The following is a 17,112-nucleotide window of genomic DNA, read 5'->3' as shown; positions in this document are numbered from 1 at the left end:
GAAACTGAAACAACATGACCGAAGAATTATTACGCTTGTCCAAACGCATGTCCGAACTGGGGCTGTGCTCCCGCCGCGAAGCCGATGAATGGATCGCGCGCGGCTGGGTCCGCGTGGATGGCAAGGTGGTGTCCGAGCTGGGCAGCAAAGTCTTCCCGAGCCAGCGCGTCACCGTGGAACGCCAGGCGGCAGCCGAGCAATCGAAGCGCGTCACCGTGCTCATCAACAAACCCGTCGGCTATGTCAGCGGCCAGGCCGAAGACGGCTACACGCCCGCCGTGGCCCTGATCAAGGCGGAAAACCGCTGGGCGGAAGACCGCAGCCCGGAACAGTTCCACCCAACCCAGCTGCGCAGCCTGGTGGCGGCCGGCCGCCTGGACATCGATTCCGTCGGCTTGCTGGTCCTGACGCAGGATGGGCGCGTGGCCAAGCAGCTGATCGGCCACGATACCGATATCGACAAGGAATACCTGGTACGCGTGAGCTACACCAAGGGCGGCACCCTGCCCGACAGCGAGCTGAAAAAACTCAACCATGGCCTGTGGCTGGACGGCAAGCCGCTGCTGCCGGCCAAGGTGCGCTGGCAAAATGAAGACCAGCTGAGCTTTACCTTGCGCGAAGGCAAGAAACGCCAGATCCGCCGCATGTGCGAAGCCGTCGGCCTGAAAGTACTGGGACTGAAACGCGTGCGCATCGGCAAGGTCAAGCTGGGCGATTTGCCGACGGGCCAATGGCGCTACCTGAGCGCGGACGAGCAGTTTTAAGCTTGCCGGGATCTATATCCAGAAGGCAACAAGAATAGTGCAACAAAGGCAATTATTGTGATTTGGTTAGCAAATATTGCCCTGAACCTATACACTATTCCCCATTAGAAATTACAAGAGATACGCCGTCGTGAACGATCCCATTCCTAATCCCCTGCGCAAAGGCGCCCCCAGTCTGGCTGACGTGGCCGAGCCGATGGAGCCAGGCACCAAGCCGCACCATATGAGCGATCCGTGGGATATCGGCGAAACCCTGTGCAGCCTGGCTGATAACGGCGACGCCATTTCCATCTACCCGACGGGCGGCGAAGACGTCATCATGGCGCGCGTCCTGTCCGTCGACGACGACTTGCCGCAATTCGTGCTGGAACTCAACGAAGGCGCGACCCTGCCCGAAGGCGGCGCCACGTTTGTGTCGTGGGTGCAAAGCGCCAAACTGCAATTTACCATCAATGGCGAATGGGAGGCGTATCCCGAGCGGCCAAACGTCTACCTGACCAACTTCCCCAGCCATTGCCTGGTGCTGGAGCGGCGCGAATCGGCGCGCCTGGAAACGCCGCTGGGCGTGTACTACCTGGCCGCCTTCGTGCTCGAGGGCCGTCCGTATGAATTGCAGCTGTATGATTTCTCCGCCGGCGGCATCGGCATGCGCGCCCACCCGCGCGACACGGTGGGCCTGTACGTGGGGCGCAAGCTGTCGCGCGTGCGCCTGGAACTGGGGCCGGACAAGGTCATGATCGCCGACCTGGAAATCCGCCTGTCGCGCACCTTCCGCTCCTTCCTGCTGGGCGAGCAGGTGCAGATCGGCTGCCGCTTCCTGAACCTGACGGAGGCCATGCAGGATGAACTGAAAACCTTGCTCGACAACCTGGGCAGCAGCCGCAAGGTGCGCTAGGATTGCTTCAGGCATAAAAAATGGCCGCCCAGCTGATGCTGCGCGGCCATTTTTTGTTTGACAGCCAAAGTCACGAGGCGCCTGAAAAACGTTCAGGGCAAGGCAACGCCGCCATGGACGTTTTCTCAGGAGCCGATCAATCGTCGTCGTTCGGATCCAGGTCGGGGAACATGACCTCGGTATAGCCGAATTGCGTAAAATCAACGATACGCATCGGATACAGAATGCCGTGCAGGTGGTCCACTTCATGCTGCACCACGCGGGCATGGAAGCCGTCGCAGTCGCGGCTGATGGGCTGGCCGAACTGGTCGACGCCTTCGTAATGCAGCTCGCTCCAGCGCGGCACGCTGCCGCGCAGGCCGGGCACGGACAGGCAACCTTCGAAGCCCTCTTCCTTGCGTTCCGACAAAGGTGTCAGCAGCGGGTTGATCAGCACGGTTTCCGGCACTTGCGGCGCGTCGGGATAGCGCAGATTCTGCTTGAAGCCGTAGATCACCAGCTGCAGGTTGACGCCGATCTGCGGCGCTGCCAGGCCGGCGCCATTAGCCGCATGCATGGTGTCGAACATGTCGGCGATCAAGGCGTGCAACTCGGGCGTATCGAATTCACGCACGGGCTCGGCCATCCGCAGCAAACGCGGATCGCCCATCTTCAGAATCTCGCGTACGGTCATTTTGCTTCCAGTGTCGATTGCAATTCTTGCAAGTAAGTACGGAAGGCCGCGCCCGTTTCCGGATGTTTCATGCCCATCGCCGTCGTTGCCTTCAGATAACCGAGCTTGGAGCCGCAGTCATAGCGCTGCCCCTGATAGCGGTATGCCAGCACGCGCTCTTCGCGCATCAGGGCGGCTATGCCGTCCGTCAACTGGATTTCGCCGCCGGCGCCCGTGCCCAGGTTTTCCAGGTGACCGAAGATGCGGCTGGTCAGCACATAACGGCCCACCACGGCCAGGGTCGATGGCGCCTCTTCCGGCGCAGGCTTTTCCACGATGGCCGAGACCACTTCCAGGTCAGGCTGATAATTCTTTGCCGACACAATACCGTACTGCCTGGTTTCCGCGCGCGGCACATCCTGTACCGCCAGCAGCGAGCAATTTTCATACTGGAAGACATCGGTCATCTGCGCCAGCACGGGGCGCACGCCCTCTTCCACATCCATGAAATCGTCGGCCAGCAAGACGGCAAACGGCTCGTCGCCGATCACGGGACGGGCGCACAGCACGGCATGTCCCAGACCCAGCGGCGCCGACTGGCGGATGTAAATGCAATTGATGTGCTTGGGAATGACGTTTTGCACCATTTCCAGCAATTGGCGCTTGCCGGCCGCTTCCAGCTCCGATTCCAGTTCATAGGCCGTATCGAAATGGTCTTCGATAGCGCGCTTGTTGCGGCCCGTGATGAAGATCATTTCCGTGATGCCTGCTGCCACGGCTTCTTCCACCGCGTACTGGATCAGGGGCTTGTCGACGATGGGCAACATTTCCTTCGGTTGCGCCTTGGTCGCAGGCAAGAAACGGCTGCCCAGGCCGGCGACGGGAAAGACTGCTTTTCTGATTTTTTTCATGGGTCTTCTGTAAGATATTGAATAATTAGTCTTGCGCGAGCAAGGCCAGCAAACCGGCCTCGTCAAGTATGGCCACACCCAGTTCCTGCGCCTTGGCCAGCTTGCTGCCAGCGTCAGAACCCGCCACGACATATCCTGTCTTCTTCGACACGGAACCGCTGACCTTGCCACCGGCCGCCTCGATCAACTCAGCGGCCTCGTCGCGGCTCATATTGGGCAAGGTGCCTGTCAGGACGAAGGTCTTGCCGTCCAGCTTGCCGCCAGCGGCTGACATTTCAGGCAATTGTGACAGTAATTCACTGCGCAGGGCGTCCAGTTGACCAAGCAGCTTGACATGGTCTTCATCGGCCAGCCATTGCGCCAGCGCTTCGGCCACGGCGGCGGGCAAGCCTGCGTGGAAGCTGGCGCCCTGCGCCGCCAGGCTGGCCAGCGTCACGCCCCGCTCCACCAGCTGCTTGCTGCGCGGCTCCGTCAGCTTCGGAATGCCAAGCGCGGCGAGCAGCTTGGTTTGCTCCAGTTGCGCGCGCAGCTTGGCGCTGGGCGCGTGTTCGCCCTGCGGCGCGACGCCAGCGTCCAGCAATGCCTGCAGCGCCTGCTGGTTCTTTTCTTCGGCAAAGAAGCCTGCAATCGACTCGGCCACGGTGCCGCCGATATCGGGCAGCACGCGCAGCAAGGCCGCCGGCGCCCGCCGCACGTAGTGCAAACTGCCCAGCCATTCGGCCAGGGTCTTGGCCGTCGATTCGCCTACATGGCGGATGCCCAGCGCAAACAGGAAGCGCTCAAGCGGCGGACGCTTGCTCGCTTCTATGCCAGCCAGCAAGTTTTCCGCCCACTTGGTGGGAATCTTGCCTTGTTGCACTGTTTCCGGCGTGGAACCATCGCGCTCATCGGCGCGCAGCTTCATTTCCAGCAATTTGTCCAGGGTCAGGCTGTACAGGTCGGCCAGGCCATGCACGTATTCCAGTTCGACCAGAGTATCGATATAACGTTCCCCCAGTCCCTCGATATCCATCATGCGCCGGCCCGCGAAATGGCGGAACGCTTCCTTGCGCTGCGCCGAGCAGAACAGGCCGCCCGAGCAGCGGGCAATCGCCTCGCCCTCTTCGCGCACCACGTGCGAGCCGCAGACGGGGCACGCTTCCAGCATCCTGAACGGCGGCGGCGCCGGTTCCGGGCGCTTCTCCAGCACCACGGACAGTACTTCGGGAATCACGTCGCCGGCGCGGCGCACGACGACGGTGTCACCCACGCGCACGTCCTTGCGCAGCACTTCATCTTCATTGTGCAAGGTGGCGTTGGTCACCGTCACGCCGCCCACGGACACGGGCGCCAGGCGCGCCACGGGCGTCATGGCGCCCGTGCGGCCCACCTGGATATCGATGCCCAGCACCTGCGTCAGCGCTTCTTCTGCCGGAAACTTGTGCGCCAGCGCAAAACGCGGCGCGCGCGACACAAAGCCCAGCTGCTGCTGGTCTTCCGTCGCGTTCACCTTGTAGACGACGCCGTCGATTTCATACGGCAAGGCCGGGCGGCGCGCGCCGATGTCGGCATAGTAGGCCAGCAAGCCTTGCGCGCCCTGCACCACACGGCGCTCCTTGGACACGGGGATGCCCAGGGTCTCGTACCAGTCCAGCAAGGCCGAATGCGACACCGGCATGGCGGCGCCATCGAGGGCGCCGATGCCATAGGCATAGAAGCGCAGCTTGCGCTGCGCCGTGATGCGCGAATCGAGCTGGCGCAGGCTGCCGGCCGCCGCATTGCGGGGATTGGCGAATTCTTTCTGGCCCGCTTCGCGCTGGCGTTCGTTCAGGCGGGCAAAATCGGCCTTGAACATCATTACTTCGCCGCGCACGTCGAGCACGGCCGGTATCTTGCCGCCATGCAGGCGCAAAGGGATGCCGGAAATGGTGCGGATATTCGCCGTCACATCTTCGCCCGTGGCGCCATCGCCGCGCGTAGCCGCCTGCACGAACAGGCCGTGTTCATAGCGCAGGTTGATGGCCAGGCCGTCGAATTTCACTTCGGCAGCATAGTCGACTTCTGCACCGTCCAGTTCCAGGCCCTCGCGCACGCGGCGGTCGAAATTGACGATATCGTCGTCGGTGAAACCATTGTTCAGCGACAACATCGGCACCGTGTGCGTGACTTGCTCGAATTGCGGCAGCGGTGCCGCGCCCACGCGCAAGGTGGGCGAATCGGGCGCGCGCAAGTCGGGATGGGCCGCTTCCAGCGCCTGCAGTTCGACGAACAGCTTGTCGTATTCGGCGTCGGGAATGGTGGGATTGTCAAGCACGTGGTAGGCGTGCAAATGCCGGTTCAGTTCGGCAGTAAGTGCCAGGACGCGCGCTTGCGCATCCTGGTTGATCGGATCGGTCATTGTTGCGGGATTCTTCAGCTAAATAAACGCAGGGCGCGGGTGGAACCGGCCGGGATGTCGGCCGCGTCCATTTCCTGGTAAAACTCTTGCACCTGGCCGGCGATCTCGGCCAATGCCGCATCGGACAGGGCCTGGTTGTAATCGTCGACGATGGTGGCGTCGAGGCGGCCCACCAGCGCCTTGGCGCAGGCGACCATGGCGCCGAAACCGTCGCGCGCCGGTGCCACGCACGGCACGTCCAGCAGCAGGGTCAGGCGGGGCGTCGTTTCCTCGGCCAGGGTGACGTTCGTCGACAGCGAGAACAGATGGCCGCCGTCGCCGTCCGGCATGACGAAACGGCCGTCCGGACGCACGTCGAAGCCTTGCTTCTCCAGTGCAACGAGCAAGGTGGAAATGGCCCATGGCGCGCCATTCGTGTGCAGGTTCACGCCCAGCTGGGCGTCGTGGCCGGCAACGAAGCGGTGCAAGGTGCGCGCTTCGGCCATCACTTCCATCATGTCGGGCACTTCCGGCTCGGCGCCGATCTCGTCGGCGACGCCGCGCAGCCGAGTGACCAGTTCCGAGTATTCGAGTTCATTCAGGGCCGTGCTGCGGCTGGCCAGCTGCACGCCGCCCTGCATCTTCGTGTAGACACCGCCATGCGTGATCGGTTCCCAGTCGCCATTCACGTGCAAACCGATGAAATGGACGGGTTTGTTGCCCACCAGGCGCAGGGTTTGCAGCACGGGCAGGATCTTGTCGCCACGCACGGGCGCTTCCAGCGACAGGGGCAGCAGGCAATCGATCAGCGGGTCGACCAGGCTGGTCGCCTGTTCGCTGGCCGCGCTCACTTCCTGCACGGGCGCGGCGGGCGCAGCGGCGGCAGGAGCCGGTTCGGCAGCGGTATCGCCCAATGACGGTTCCGCATGCACGGGCGCGTCCGGCACAACGGCGGCCGGCGGCGCGCCGAACGACGGTTCCGCCTTGGCGGCAGGCGCGGCGTCGAAGCGCGGTTCCTGGCGCAAGACAGGTTCCTGGGCTTCCACCGCAGGAGCGTCGCCCTCGCGCATCAGCACGTCATCGTGGTCGGTGGAAAAAGCCCGTTCCACGCTTTTCTTGGCCTTGTATTCCTGCCATTTGTTGTACGAGAAAACGCCGACGATAAAGACGCCGCCGGCGCCGAACAAGGTAATTTGAAGGTCTGTCATGCTGCTTGTGCCTCGGTTGCAAAATTTGCGGCGGACTCCATGTCCACCGCCACGATGCGCGATACGCCCTGCTCCTGCATCGTCACACCGATCAATTGATGGGCCATTTCCATCGCAATCTTGTTATGCGAAATGAAAAGGAATTGGGTCTGGTCGGACATGCGCTTGACCATGCGGCAAAAGCGTTCCGTGTTCGAATCGTCCAGCGGCGCATCGACTTCGTCGAGCAGGCAGAACGGCGCCGGATTCAGGCGGAACATGGAAAACACCAATGCGGTCGCGGTCAGCGCCTTCTCTCCACCGGACAACAGGTGGATGGTGGCATTTTTCTTGCCGGGAGGCTGCGCCATGACTTGTACACCGGAATCGAGAATCTCGTCGCCCGTCATGGTCAGCCTGGCCTGGCCCCCGCCAAACAAAATAGGGAACAGCTCGGAAAAGTGGTGGTTGACCTTGTCGAACGTGTCTTGCAGCAAGTCGCGCGTTTCCTTGTCGATCTTGTGGATCGCGTCTTCCAGCGTATTGATCGCTTCCGTCAGGTCGGCATTCTGGGCGTCGAGGAAATTCTTGCGCTCGGATGCCTGCGCCAGTTCGTCCAGCGCGGCCAGGTTGACGGCGCCCAGCGAGGTGATGGCGTTGGTCAAACGCGTGACTTCGCCCTGCAGATACGACGGACGCATGTCCGGATGCAATTTTTCCGTCAAGGCGGCCTCGTCGGCGCCCGATTCCAGCAATTGCTGGGCGAATTGCTCCTGGTTCAGGCGCGCGGCTTGCTCCTTGAGCTGCATTTCCATGATCTTGTCGCGCTGCGGCTGCAAGCTGCGTTCCGATTGCGTGCGCGCATCTTCGGACAGGCGCAGCTGCTGCGTGATCTGGTCCAGTTCATGGCGCGCGTCGGCCAGCGCCCGCTCCTGCGTGGTGCGGCGCTCAAGCAGATCCTGCAAGCCGTCGGCGGCCGCGCCGCTTTCCAGGTTGGCCAGTTCCAGTTCGCCCGCCTGCAGGCTTTCCGTCACTTGCTGGGCCTGCGTACTGGCCGTGGCGATATTGCGGCGCAATTCCTCGATCTTCGCGCGGTGGGCTTTTTCCGCGTATTCCGTATCCTTGGCGGCCCGCTCCAGGTCGCGCAAGGCTTCGCGCGCTTCGGCCAGGCGCTGCTCTTTCTGCAAGAAGTCGGTATGGCCGTCTTCGTGCGCTTCCTGCAAGTTGCCCAGTTCCATGTCCAGCTGTTCGAATTTCTCTTCCGATTCCAGCTTGGTCTGCATCTGTTCGGCTTCTTGCGCGGCAATTTCCGCCAGGTCGGCGCCGATCTGCGTGCTGCGCTGGTTGAAACGCGCTTCCACTTCCGACAGTTTCACCACATCCAGTTGCAGAGTATGCACGGAAGACGTCAGCTGCTGTATGCGCAAGCGCAAGTCGGACAGGTTGCGCGTGAGCGTCGCCACGGCCGCGTCGGCCCGCACGGAACGGGCGCGCGCCTCTTCGGCCAGCAATTGCTGGGCGCGCAGCTGCTTGCCGATATTGTCGATTTCCTGCTGGCGGCCCAGCATGCCTTCCTGCTCCGAATCGGCCGCATAGAAGCGCACGCTGGTGGCCGTCACCACGTGGCCCGCGCGCGTGACGAAATAGCCGCCCGGCGGCAACTTGCCGCGCTCGGCCAGCGCTTCGGCCGCGTCTTCCACGGCGTAGGCGTTGTACAGCCAATCCTGCAGCAAGCCTCGCAAGCCCGGATCGTTGAGTTTCAACAAGTTCAAAAACGGTTTCAGGCCAGGCACGTCCGGCACGGGCAGCGGCGCCACCGTCGATGGCGCGTACAAGGCCAGCTTGGCCGGCGGCGCGTCCGCAAAGAAGGCCTTGGCCCAGTCGATATTCGACAGTTGCAGGGCCGACGTGCGCTCGCGCAAGATCGATTCCATGGCCGCTTCCCAGCCCGCCTCGATCTGCAGCTTTTGCCACAGACGGGGCAAGGTGTCGAGCTCGTGCTTTTTCAGCCATGGCTGAACCTTGCCCTGGGTCTGCACCCGTTCCTGCAGTTGTTTCAAAGCGGAAAGACGCGCTTCCAGCTGGGCGTTGGCGGCCGTTTCGGCATTCACCTGCGCCTGCGCCTCGGCCCGCTCCTGCTCCAGCTTGGGCTGCTGCTCCAGCGCTTCTTCCAGGTAGAAACCCTGTTCTTCCAGGGTTTGCTGCTTTTCTTCCAATTGGAGCTTCAGGTTTTCCAGATGGCTGCTGTCAGGCAAACTGAGGCTGTTCTTTTCCTGCTGCAAGCGCTCGCGGCGCGTCAACAGGCTGGCCAGGATGTTGGAGGCGTTGCGCTGGTGCGCCGATTCCAGTTCCAGCTGCTGCTGCGCCTGCATGATCCGGGCGCGCGATTCCGTGCTCTTGTTTTGCGCGGCGCGCCAGGCGGCGTCCAGCTCGGGCAATTGCTCGCCCTTCTGCTCGGCCATCATTTGCGATTGCTCGACCTTGGCCGCCAGTTCCTCGAGGTGGAATTCCGCCTCTTCGATCTGTTCCTGGTATTCGCCGCCCTGGCTGGTCCACTGGTCGCGCTGGGCCGTCAGGGTGGCCAGCTGCGCCTGCAGGCGGGCGCGCGATTCGATGACGAACTTGATCTGCGCTTCCAGGCTGCCGATTTCCGCATTCGTCTGGTACAGATGGCCTTGCGCCGTATGCAAACGGTCGCCCACGGCAAAGTGCGCCTGGCGCATCTGCTCCAGGGTCAGTTCCACGTTGCGCAGCTTGGCCGTCTGCTCTTCCAGGTCCGTCTGCGCCTGCTCCACTTCGCGGAAATAGCGCGTCTGCTCGTTGTGCGCCTCGTTCTTGCGCAGCAGCCACAACAGTTTCTGCTTTTCTTCCTGGTCCGCCTGCAAGGCGTGAAAACGCGTGGCGACAGCGGCCTGCGCTTCCAGCTTTTCCAGGTTGGCATTGAGTTCGCGCAAGATGTCTTCCACGCGCAGCAAATTCTCGCGCGTGTCCTGCAAGCGGTTTTCCGTCTCGCGGCGGCGTTCCTTGTATTTGGAGACACCGGCCGCTTCTTCGAGGAAGACGCGCAATTCCTCAGGGCGCGATTCGATGATGCGCGAAATCATGCCCTGGCCGATGATGGCGTAGGCGCGCGGGCCGAGGCCCGTGCCGAGGAAGATATCCTGGATGTCGCGCCGGCGCACGGGCTGGCCATTGATGTAATAGGTGGACGTGCCGTCGCGCGTCAGGGTGCGCTTGACGGCGATCTCGGCGTACTGGCCCCACTGGCCCGAGGCCTTGCCATCGTTGTTATCGAACACCAGCTCGACCGAGGCGCGCCCGGCGGGCTTGCGGTGCGTGGAGCCGTTGAAAATGACGTCCTGCATCGATTCGCCGCGCAACTCCGACGCTTTCGATTCGCCCAGCACCCAGCGCACGGCGTCGATGATGTTCGACTTGCCGCAGCCATTCGGCCCGACCACGCCCACGAGCTGGCCTGGCACCTGGAAATTGGTGGGATCGACGAAAGACTTAAATCCCGACAACTTGATGGAAGAGAGACGCACGTGTTTTAGAGTTCCTGGCCTATGCTGGCGGTTATATTATGGGTGAACCCGGTTCATATTCAGTTCAGATGCACCATCGCGACGGCTGTCTGGCCATTCACCGCAAAAAAAGTGGTTCATCATACCATTTCCTGATGCTTTTCTGGCCAAAAAACCGTAGCGCCAGGCGCCAGCCTGCCCCGCATCACGGGGCTGGGCGGCCATCCTGCGCCAGTTTCCAGTCTTCGCGGGAAAAAACGCGCTCATGGCCGGACAGTACCAGGGCCAGTTTTTGCAGCCACTGCTCGGTCGGCATCGGTTCCGCCTTGAAGCTCAGCACCACCATCAGCACCAGGCTGGCCAGCGCCAGCGCATGGCTGACGGCGATATTCACGGCGCCACGGGCGCTCCACATGAAACCCAGCGCCAACGCCAGGCCCAGCACGCAGCCGCTGACGGCTTCCGACACGCTGTGCGCATGCACAACCACGCGCGAAATGGCCACCAGCACGGCAAAAGCCACGCCGACGAGCACGGCGGCATGGCGCCAGCGCGGCTCGGCCCGCTGCAGCAGCACATACATCAGCACGGGAAACACGGCGCCGGCGCGCATGGCGTGGCCGCTGAAACCCGTGAAATCGAGCGCGCTGCTGCCCACTCCCCAGCTCATGAAAGCCAGCTTCGACAGCACCACGAGGGCCAGCCCGCCGCCGTACCACAAGCTCCAGCTGAGCACCAGGCGCCATTGACGCGAGACGAGCAGCCACAGGGCAATCGCCACGCCAGCCGGCCCCATCACCGACATATCGGCCGCAAAAGAAATCCCATTCCACCAAGTCATCGTGCCTGCACTTATTTCATGATCAGCGTGCACTATGCCACGACTGGCCCTGCTTGCGCCCCGGTTTTCATCAACTGCAGGCAAGAATTACATCCCATTACAATTTTCACCTCGAAAATTGCCATATGAAAATGTTTTCGCGGCAGCCGCATGGGCGAAGGGTCAGATATTCGTCAGGCGCTTGCCCTTGGGTGGCGAAAAGTCGCGGATCGATTCGACCATGCCCACTTCCAGCGCCTGGTCGGCCGTCAGGTGCAGGTCGGAATACGCGTGCACCTGCCACTGCTCTTCCGTCAGCTTGACGTGGCCGCGCAGGATGCGCTCGGTGCGCATGTCGTCGGCGCGCAAGCCTTCGACGATGATGCTCAGCGCATCGGGGCGGGAACCGGGCGAGGCCGTCGCATGCGACTTGTGCACCATGAAGCGGGCCGTGTCGCTGGCGTGGCGGTGCCGCCCCGCCAGGAACAGGGTCACGGCAATGGACGCCACGGCGCCCGCGTTGTAGGTAATGATGTCGAGCGGCAACTTGCTGAGGAAGTTGTACAGACAGATGCCGTCGCTGACATAGCCGCCGTTCGACTGGATCAAAATGTGCGCGGTGGTGAGCTTGTCTTCCGTGATGTCGGACACGGCGTTGAAGACGCGCCGCACCATGTCGCTGTTGACGTCGCCCGAGAGGGTAAAGTAACCGTGCTGCTCGGTGTTGTTTTGTGTCTCGTGTTGTGTCCCGCTTTGTGTCGTATTCATGGCAGCCACCCGCAAGAAAGCCAGAACTTCATCATAGTCCATTCGCGCGCGGCAGGGCGCCCTTTTGCGCCAGGCCAGGCCCTCTGCCAGCCCCGCAAACCGGGGCTTTTGCTGCAATTTGGCAACGTCTTTACAGATTGACAGAAACACCCTGCTGGCATATATTCCTCCCACTTGATCGGGAGAGGGCAATCCAGCGTTGCCGCCGAAGGGGCACTACCCAAAAACTCTCAGGCAAAAGGACCGATCAGGCGGACTGAAGCTGTTGCTTTGGCGACACGTTTTAGCTCAACTCTGGAGAGCGGCCGCGGCACATGCCGGCGGCCCACCGAAGGGGCGCACGGGGCAAGCCCCCGTAATCTCTCAGGTACAAAGGACAGGGGGGTCAGTGATCACGCTGGAAAGCCGTGTTTGGCTATTCTATGTTTTGTTAACTCCCCTTTTACCTTCGTCCCGAGGAATCCATGACGCTCAAAGCGACCCCACTCAACAACGCCCACCGTGCCCTCGGCGCCCGCATGGTCGATTTCGGCGGCTGGGACATGCCCGTCAACTACGGCTCGCAAATCGAAGAACACAATGCCGTGCGCGGCGACGCCGGCATGTTCGACGTGTCGCATATGTGCGTGGTCGATATCGAAGGCCCGAACGTGCGCGCCTTCCTGCGCGGCTTGCTGGCCAATAACGTCGACAAGCTGCAAGTGTCGGGCAAGGCGCTGTACTCGTGCATGTTGAATGCCGAAGGCACCGTCATCGATGACCTGATCGTCTACTTCTTCAACGAAAACTGGTTCCGCCTCGTCGTCAACGCGGGCACGGCTGAAAAAGACGTGGCCTGGATGCAGCAGCAAAATACGGCCACCAACAGCGGCCTGACGATTACCGAGCGCCGCAATGCCAACAATCCGATGGCCCTGGTGGCCGTGCAAGGCCCGAACGCGCGCGCCAAGGTGTGGCAAGTGCTGCCGGAAACGCAAGCCGCTTCCGAAGCCATCAAGCCGTTCAACGTCGTCATCGTCAAGGACACGGCCTTCGGCGAAGTCATGCTGGCGCGTACCGGCTACACGGGCGAAGACGGCTTTGAAATCGGCGTGGCCGCCACCCAGGTGGAAGCGCTGTGGAACGCCCTGGCCGCCGCCGGCGTCAAGCCCGCCGGCCTCGGCGCGCGCGACACCCTGCGCCTGGAAGCGGGCATGAATCTGTACGGCCAGGACATGGACGAAACCGTCAACCCGCTCGACGCGGGCCTGGCGTGGACCATCGACCTCGTCAGCGAGCGCGACTTCATCGGCAAGGCGGCCCTGCTGGCGAAAGGCCAGAACGCGCAATTCGTCGGCCTGATCCTGCGCGAAAAAGGCGGCGTGCTGCGCGCCCATCAAAAAGTCATCATCGCCGGCAGCGACGCCACGGGCGAAATCACCAGCGGCACCTTCAGCCCCACCATGCAGGAAGCGATCGCGCTGGCGCGCGTGCCGAACGGCGTCGCCGTGGGCGACACCGTGCACGTGGAAATCCGCGGCAAGCAGCTGGCCGCTTCCGTCGTCAAGCTGCCTTTCGTGCGTAACGGTAAAATCCTGGCTGCGTAAGGTTTTATAGAGCCGCCCGCAAGACCGTACAACCATAATCAATAACGAACATTTACCATCTGGAGCCACACATGAACATTCCTGCAGACCTGAAGTACACCGCTTCCCACGAATGGGTACGCCTTGAAGGCGACGGCACCGTCACCGTCGGCATCACCGAATACGCGCAGGACGCCCTGGGCGACATCGTCTTCGTCGAACTGCCAACCGTGGGCAATACCTATGGCGCCGGCGACGATGCCGCCGTGGTGGAATCGGTCAAGGCAGCGAGCGACATCTACGCGCCAGTGGCCGGCGAAGTCGTGGCCGTCAACGACGACGTGGTCAACTCGCCTGAGTCGATCAATGCCGACGCCTACGCCAACTGGCTGTTCAAGATCAAGCCAGCCGACGTGTCGGCCCTGGACGGCTTGCTCGACGCTGCCGCCTATGGCGCCACCACCAGCGCGTAATCGCGTTTGATTCACGGGCCGCAATTGCGGCCCGTTTGCTTTTTTTCTGCGCTGCGCCCGCGCGCCGCCTCCCGGTTTTTCAGTCTTTTTTGGCCTCTATATCATGACCCGCACCAGCCTGACCCAACTCGAAGCACGCGATGCCTTCATCGCCCGCCACATCGGCCCCTCTTCCACCGAACAGCAAGCCATGCTGGCGACCCTCGGCTATCCATCGCGCGCCGCGCTGATCGACGCCCTGGTGCCAAGCAACATCCGCAACAAGGGCGCCCTGCCCCTGGGCGCCTACTCGCAGCCGATGCCGGAACAGGAAGCCCTGTCGCGCCTGAAAGCCATCGCCGGCAAGAACCAGGTACTCAAATCCCTGATTGGCCAAGGCTATTACAACACCTTCACCCCCGGTGTCGTTTTGCGCAACATCTTTGAAAATCCCGCCTGGTACACGGCCTACACGCCTTACCAGCCTGAGATTTCGCAAGGCCGCCTGGAAGCGATCTTGAATTTCCAGCAAGTGATCACCGACCTGACCGGCATGGGCATCTCGAACGCCTCGATGCTGGACGAAGGCACGGCCGCCGCCGAAGCGATGACATTGATCCAGCGCGTGGGCAAGTCGAAGTCGAACGTGCTGTACGTCGCCAATGACGTGCTGCCGCAAACGCTGGAAGTGGTGCAGACGCGCGCCCAGCCGATCGGCATCGAAGTGCGCACCTTCGACCCGGCTGAAATCGAGTCGCTGGACGCCTGCTTCGGCGTGCTGCTGCAATACCCTGGCGTAAACGGCTTAGTCCGCGACTACCGCACCGGCGTGGAAAAACTGCACGCGAATGGCGCCATGGTCATCGTCGCGGCCGACCTGCTGGCCCTGACCATGCTCACGCCGCCTGGCGAATGGGGCGCCGACGTCGTCGTCGGCAACAGCCAGCGCTTCGGCGTGCCGCTCGGTTTCGGCGGCCCGCACGCGGGCTACCTGTCCACGCGCGATGAGTTCAAGCGCAATATGTCGGGCCGCCTGGTGGGCGTGACCGTCGATGCGCAAGGCAACAAGGCGTACCGCCTGGCCCTGCAAACGCGCGAACAGCACATCCGCCGCGAAAAAGCGACGTCGAACATCTGCACGGCGCAAGTGCTGCTGGCCGTGATGGCCTCGATGTACGCCGTCTACCACGGCCCTGCCGGCCTGCTGCAGATCGCCCAGCGCGTGCACCGCTTTACGGGCGTGCTGGCCGCCAACCTGAAGACCCTGGGCCACAAGGTCGTCAACACCACCTATTTCGACACCCTGACCATCCAGGTCGCCGATGCGGAAAAACTGCACGCGGCGGCACTGAAGCACGGCGTCAACCTGCGCAAGGTCGACGCCACCCACGTCGGCGTGTCGCTCGATGAAACCACGACGCGCGACGATATCGCGCTGCTGTGGAACGTCTTCGCCGACGGCGTCGCAAACGCGCCTGCCGCACCGGACCTGGATGCGGTTGAAGCGGGCGTCACCAGCGCCCTGCCGGCGCAGCTGGCGCGCGAGAGCGCCTACCTGACCCACCCGGTCTTCAACAGCTACCACTCGGAACACGAAATGCTGCGCTACCTGCGCAGCCTGGCCGACAAGGACCTGGCGCTGGACCGCACCATGATCCCGCTCGGTTCGTGCACCATGAAGCTGAACGCGACGAGCGAGATGATCCCCGTCACCTGGCCCGAGTTCTCGAACATCCACCCGTTCGCTCCCGATGCGCAAACGGTCGGCTACCGCGAAATGATCGCGCAGCTGGAAGAGATGCTGTGCGCGCTGACGGGCTACGCGGCCGTCTCGCTGCAGCCGAACGCCGGCTCGCAGGGCGAATACGCGGGTCTGCTGGTGATCAAGGCGTACCACGAATCGCGCGGCGAAGGCCACCGCAACATCTGTCTGATTCCATCGTCGGCGCACGGCACCAACCCTGCCTCGGCCAACATGGTCGGCATGCAGGTCGTCGTCACCAGCTGTGACGCCAACGGCAACGTGGATCTGGCCGACCTGAAGGCGAAAGCGGAAAAGCACAGCGCCAACCTGGCGTGCGTGATGGTCACCTACCCATCCACCCACGGCGTGTTTGAAGAAGGCATCCAGGAACTGTGCGAGATCATCCACTCGCACGGCGGCCAGGTCTACATCGACGGCGCCAACATGAATGCGCTGGTCGGCGTGGCCGCTCCCGGCTCGTTTGGCGGCGACGTATCGCACCTGAACCTGCATAAAACCTTCTGCATCCCGCACGGCGGCGGCGGCCCAGGCGTCGGCCCGATCGGCGTGGGCGCCCACCTTGCGAAATTCCTGCCGAACCAGCGTTCGTCGGGCTACCAGCGCGACGTCGCCGGCATCGGCGCCGTCAGCGCCGCGCCATTCGGCTCGGCCAGCATCCTGCCGATTTCGTGGATGTACATCGCCATGATGGGCGCGGAAGGCTTGACGGCAGCGACCGAGACGGCGATCCTGGCGGCAAACTACATCGCGCGCCGCCTGGCGCCGCACTACCCTGTGCTGTACTCGGGCCACGACGGCCTGGTCGCGCACGAGTGCATCCTGGACCTGCGCCCGATCACGGACGCCACCGGCATCAGCAACGAAGACGTGGCCAAGCGCCTGATGGACTTCGGTTTCCATGCGCCGACCATGAGCTTCCCCGTGCCGGGCACCTTGATGATCGAACCGACGGAAAGCGAATCGAAAGTGGAAATCGACCGCTTCATCGACGCCATGATCGCCATCCGCGCGGAAATCGCCAAGGTCGCCAGCGGTGAATTCGACCACGACGACAACCCGTTGAAAAACGCGCCGCACACGGCACAGGTATTGATGTCGGACAACTGGGAACGCAAGTACAGCCGTGAAATCGCGGCCTACCCCGTCGCTTCCTTGCGCCAGCGCAAATACTGGCCACCGGTCGGCCGCGCCGACAACGTGTACGGCGACCGCAATCTGTTCTGCGGCTGCGCACCGATCAGCTCCTACGAAGAGGAATGACGCCAGACCAAACCTACTGCGCGTCGCGCTTTGCGGCCGGCGATGCTCACCGTACTCAAGTACGGTTGCGCTTCTCGGCCACAAATCACTGACGCTCGCTACGGTTTTGTCAGGCGTCGAAACTCAGCAATCTAGAAATAAAATCCCGGCAAAAGCCGGGAGTATTAAATTAAAACAGAACGGCAGGCCGCAA

Annotated in this window: 12 protein-coding genes and 2 riboswitches; of the genes, 5 read left to right on the top strand and 7 right to left on the bottom strand. The window is 62.6% G+C overall.

Annotation, left to right across the window (positions count from 1 at the left end):
- The first annotated feature begins 14 nt into the window (after positions 1-14).
- Complete coding sequence (locus tag IGS61_RS24305; RefSeq protein ID WP_230541965.1) at positions 15-764, top strand: pseudouridine synthase; 750 nt, start codon at positions 15-17, stop codon at positions 762-764.
- A gap of 130 nt (positions 765-894) precedes the next feature.
- On the top strand, positions 895-1,659 hold the full coding sequence (locus tag IGS61_RS24300; protein WP_230541964.1) for a flagellar brake protein: 765 nt from the start codon (positions 895-897) through the stop codon (positions 1,657-1,659).
- A gap of 136 nt (positions 1,660-1,795) precedes the next feature.
- Here IGS61_RS24300 and def read toward each other — a convergent pair whose 3' ends face one another.
- The 7 genes from def to IGS61_RS24265 all read right to left on the bottom strand — a co-directional run bounded on the left by def (position 1,796) and on the right by IGS61_RS24265 (position 11,877).
- Entirely contained in the window at positions 1,796-2,332 is a 537-nt protein-coding gene (gene def, locus IGS61_RS24295; RefSeq protein WP_230541963.1) for a peptide deformylase, read from the bottom strand.
- On the bottom strand, positions 2,329-3,222 hold the full coding sequence (galU, locus tag IGS61_RS24290) for a UTP--glucose-1-phosphate uridylyltransferase GalU (RefSeq protein ID WP_230541962.1): 894 nt from the start codon (positions 3,220-3,222) through the stop codon (positions 2,329-2,331). The genes def and galU overlap by 4 nt, the downstream gene beginning before the upstream one ends.
- Before the next feature lie 25 nt (positions 3,223-3,247).
- Complete coding sequence (ligA, locus tag IGS61_RS24285) at positions 3,248-5,599, bottom strand: NAD-dependent DNA ligase LigA (protein WP_230541961.1); 2,352 nt, start codon at positions 5,597-5,599, stop codon at positions 3,248-3,250.
- Positions 5,600-5,613: 14 nt separating this feature from the next.
- Positions 5,614-6,786 carry a cell division protein ZipA C-terminal FtsZ-binding domain-containing protein gene (locus tag IGS61_RS24280; protein ID WP_230541960.1) on the bottom strand — a complete coding sequence of 391 codons (1,173 nt, stop codon included), beginning with the start codon at positions 6,784-6,786 and terminating at the stop codon, positions 5,614-5,616.
- Positions 6,783-10,310: a chromosome segregation protein SMC gene (gene smc, locus IGS61_RS24275; protein WP_230541959.1), complete on the bottom strand. Its 3,528-nt coding sequence runs from the start codon at positions 10,308-10,310 to the stop codon at positions 6,783-6,785. The genes IGS61_RS24280 and smc overlap by 4 nt, the downstream gene beginning before the upstream one ends.
- 184 nt (positions 10,311-10,494) lie before the next feature.
- A complete protein-coding gene (locus IGS61_RS24270) occupies positions 10,495-11,130 on the bottom strand; it encodes a phosphatase PAP2 family protein (protein WP_230541958.1) in 636 nt (211 codons plus the stop codon).
- Positions 11,131-11,292: 162 nt separating this feature from the next.
- Positions 11,293-11,877 carry an ATP-dependent Clp protease proteolytic subunit gene (locus tag IGS61_RS24265; protein ID WP_230541957.1) on the bottom strand — a complete coding sequence of 195 codons (585 nt, stop codon included), beginning with the start codon at positions 11,875-11,877 and terminating at the stop codon, positions 11,293-11,295.
- A 169-nt stretch (positions 11,878-12,046) separates the two neighbouring features.
- Positions 12,047-12,133, top strand: a riboswitch (glycine riboswitch).
- A 28-nt stretch (positions 12,134-12,161) separates the two neighbouring features.
- Positions 12,162-12,267, top strand: a riboswitch (glycine riboswitch).
- A 74-nt stretch (positions 12,268-12,341) separates the two neighbouring features.
- Between IGS61_RS24265 and gcvT the strand changes: the two genes are divergently transcribed.
- The 3 genes from gcvT to gcvP all read left to right on the top strand — a co-directional run bounded on the left by gcvT (position 12,342) and on the right by gcvP (position 16,919).
- Complete coding sequence (gcvT, locus tag IGS61_RS24260; protein WP_230541956.1) at positions 12,342-13,463, top strand: glycine cleavage system aminomethyltransferase GcvT; 1,122 nt, start codon at positions 12,342-12,344, stop codon at positions 13,461-13,463.
- Positions 13,464-13,534: 71 nt separating this feature from the next.
- Positions 13,535-13,915, top strand: a complete 381-nt coding sequence (gene gcvH / locus IGS61_RS24255; protein WP_076569743.1) for a glycine cleavage system protein GcvH — start codon at positions 13,535-13,537, stop codon at positions 13,913-13,915.
- A 103-nt stretch (positions 13,916-14,018) separates the two neighbouring features.
- A complete protein-coding gene (gene gcvP, locus IGS61_RS24250; protein WP_230541955.1) occupies positions 14,019-16,919 on the top strand; it encodes an aminomethyl-transferring glycine dehydrogenase in 2,901 nt (966 codons plus the stop codon).
- Positions 16,920-17,112 lie beyond the last annotated feature (193 nt).

This window comes from Janthinobacterium sp. FW305-129 (genome assembly GCF_020858115.1).
Lineage (GTDB): Bacteria > Pseudomonadota > Gammaproteobacteria > Burkholderiales > Burkholderiaceae_D > Janthinobacterium.
Note: the sequence above shows the minus strand (reverse complement) of the source record. Positions and strands in the feature narration are given on the sequence as shown.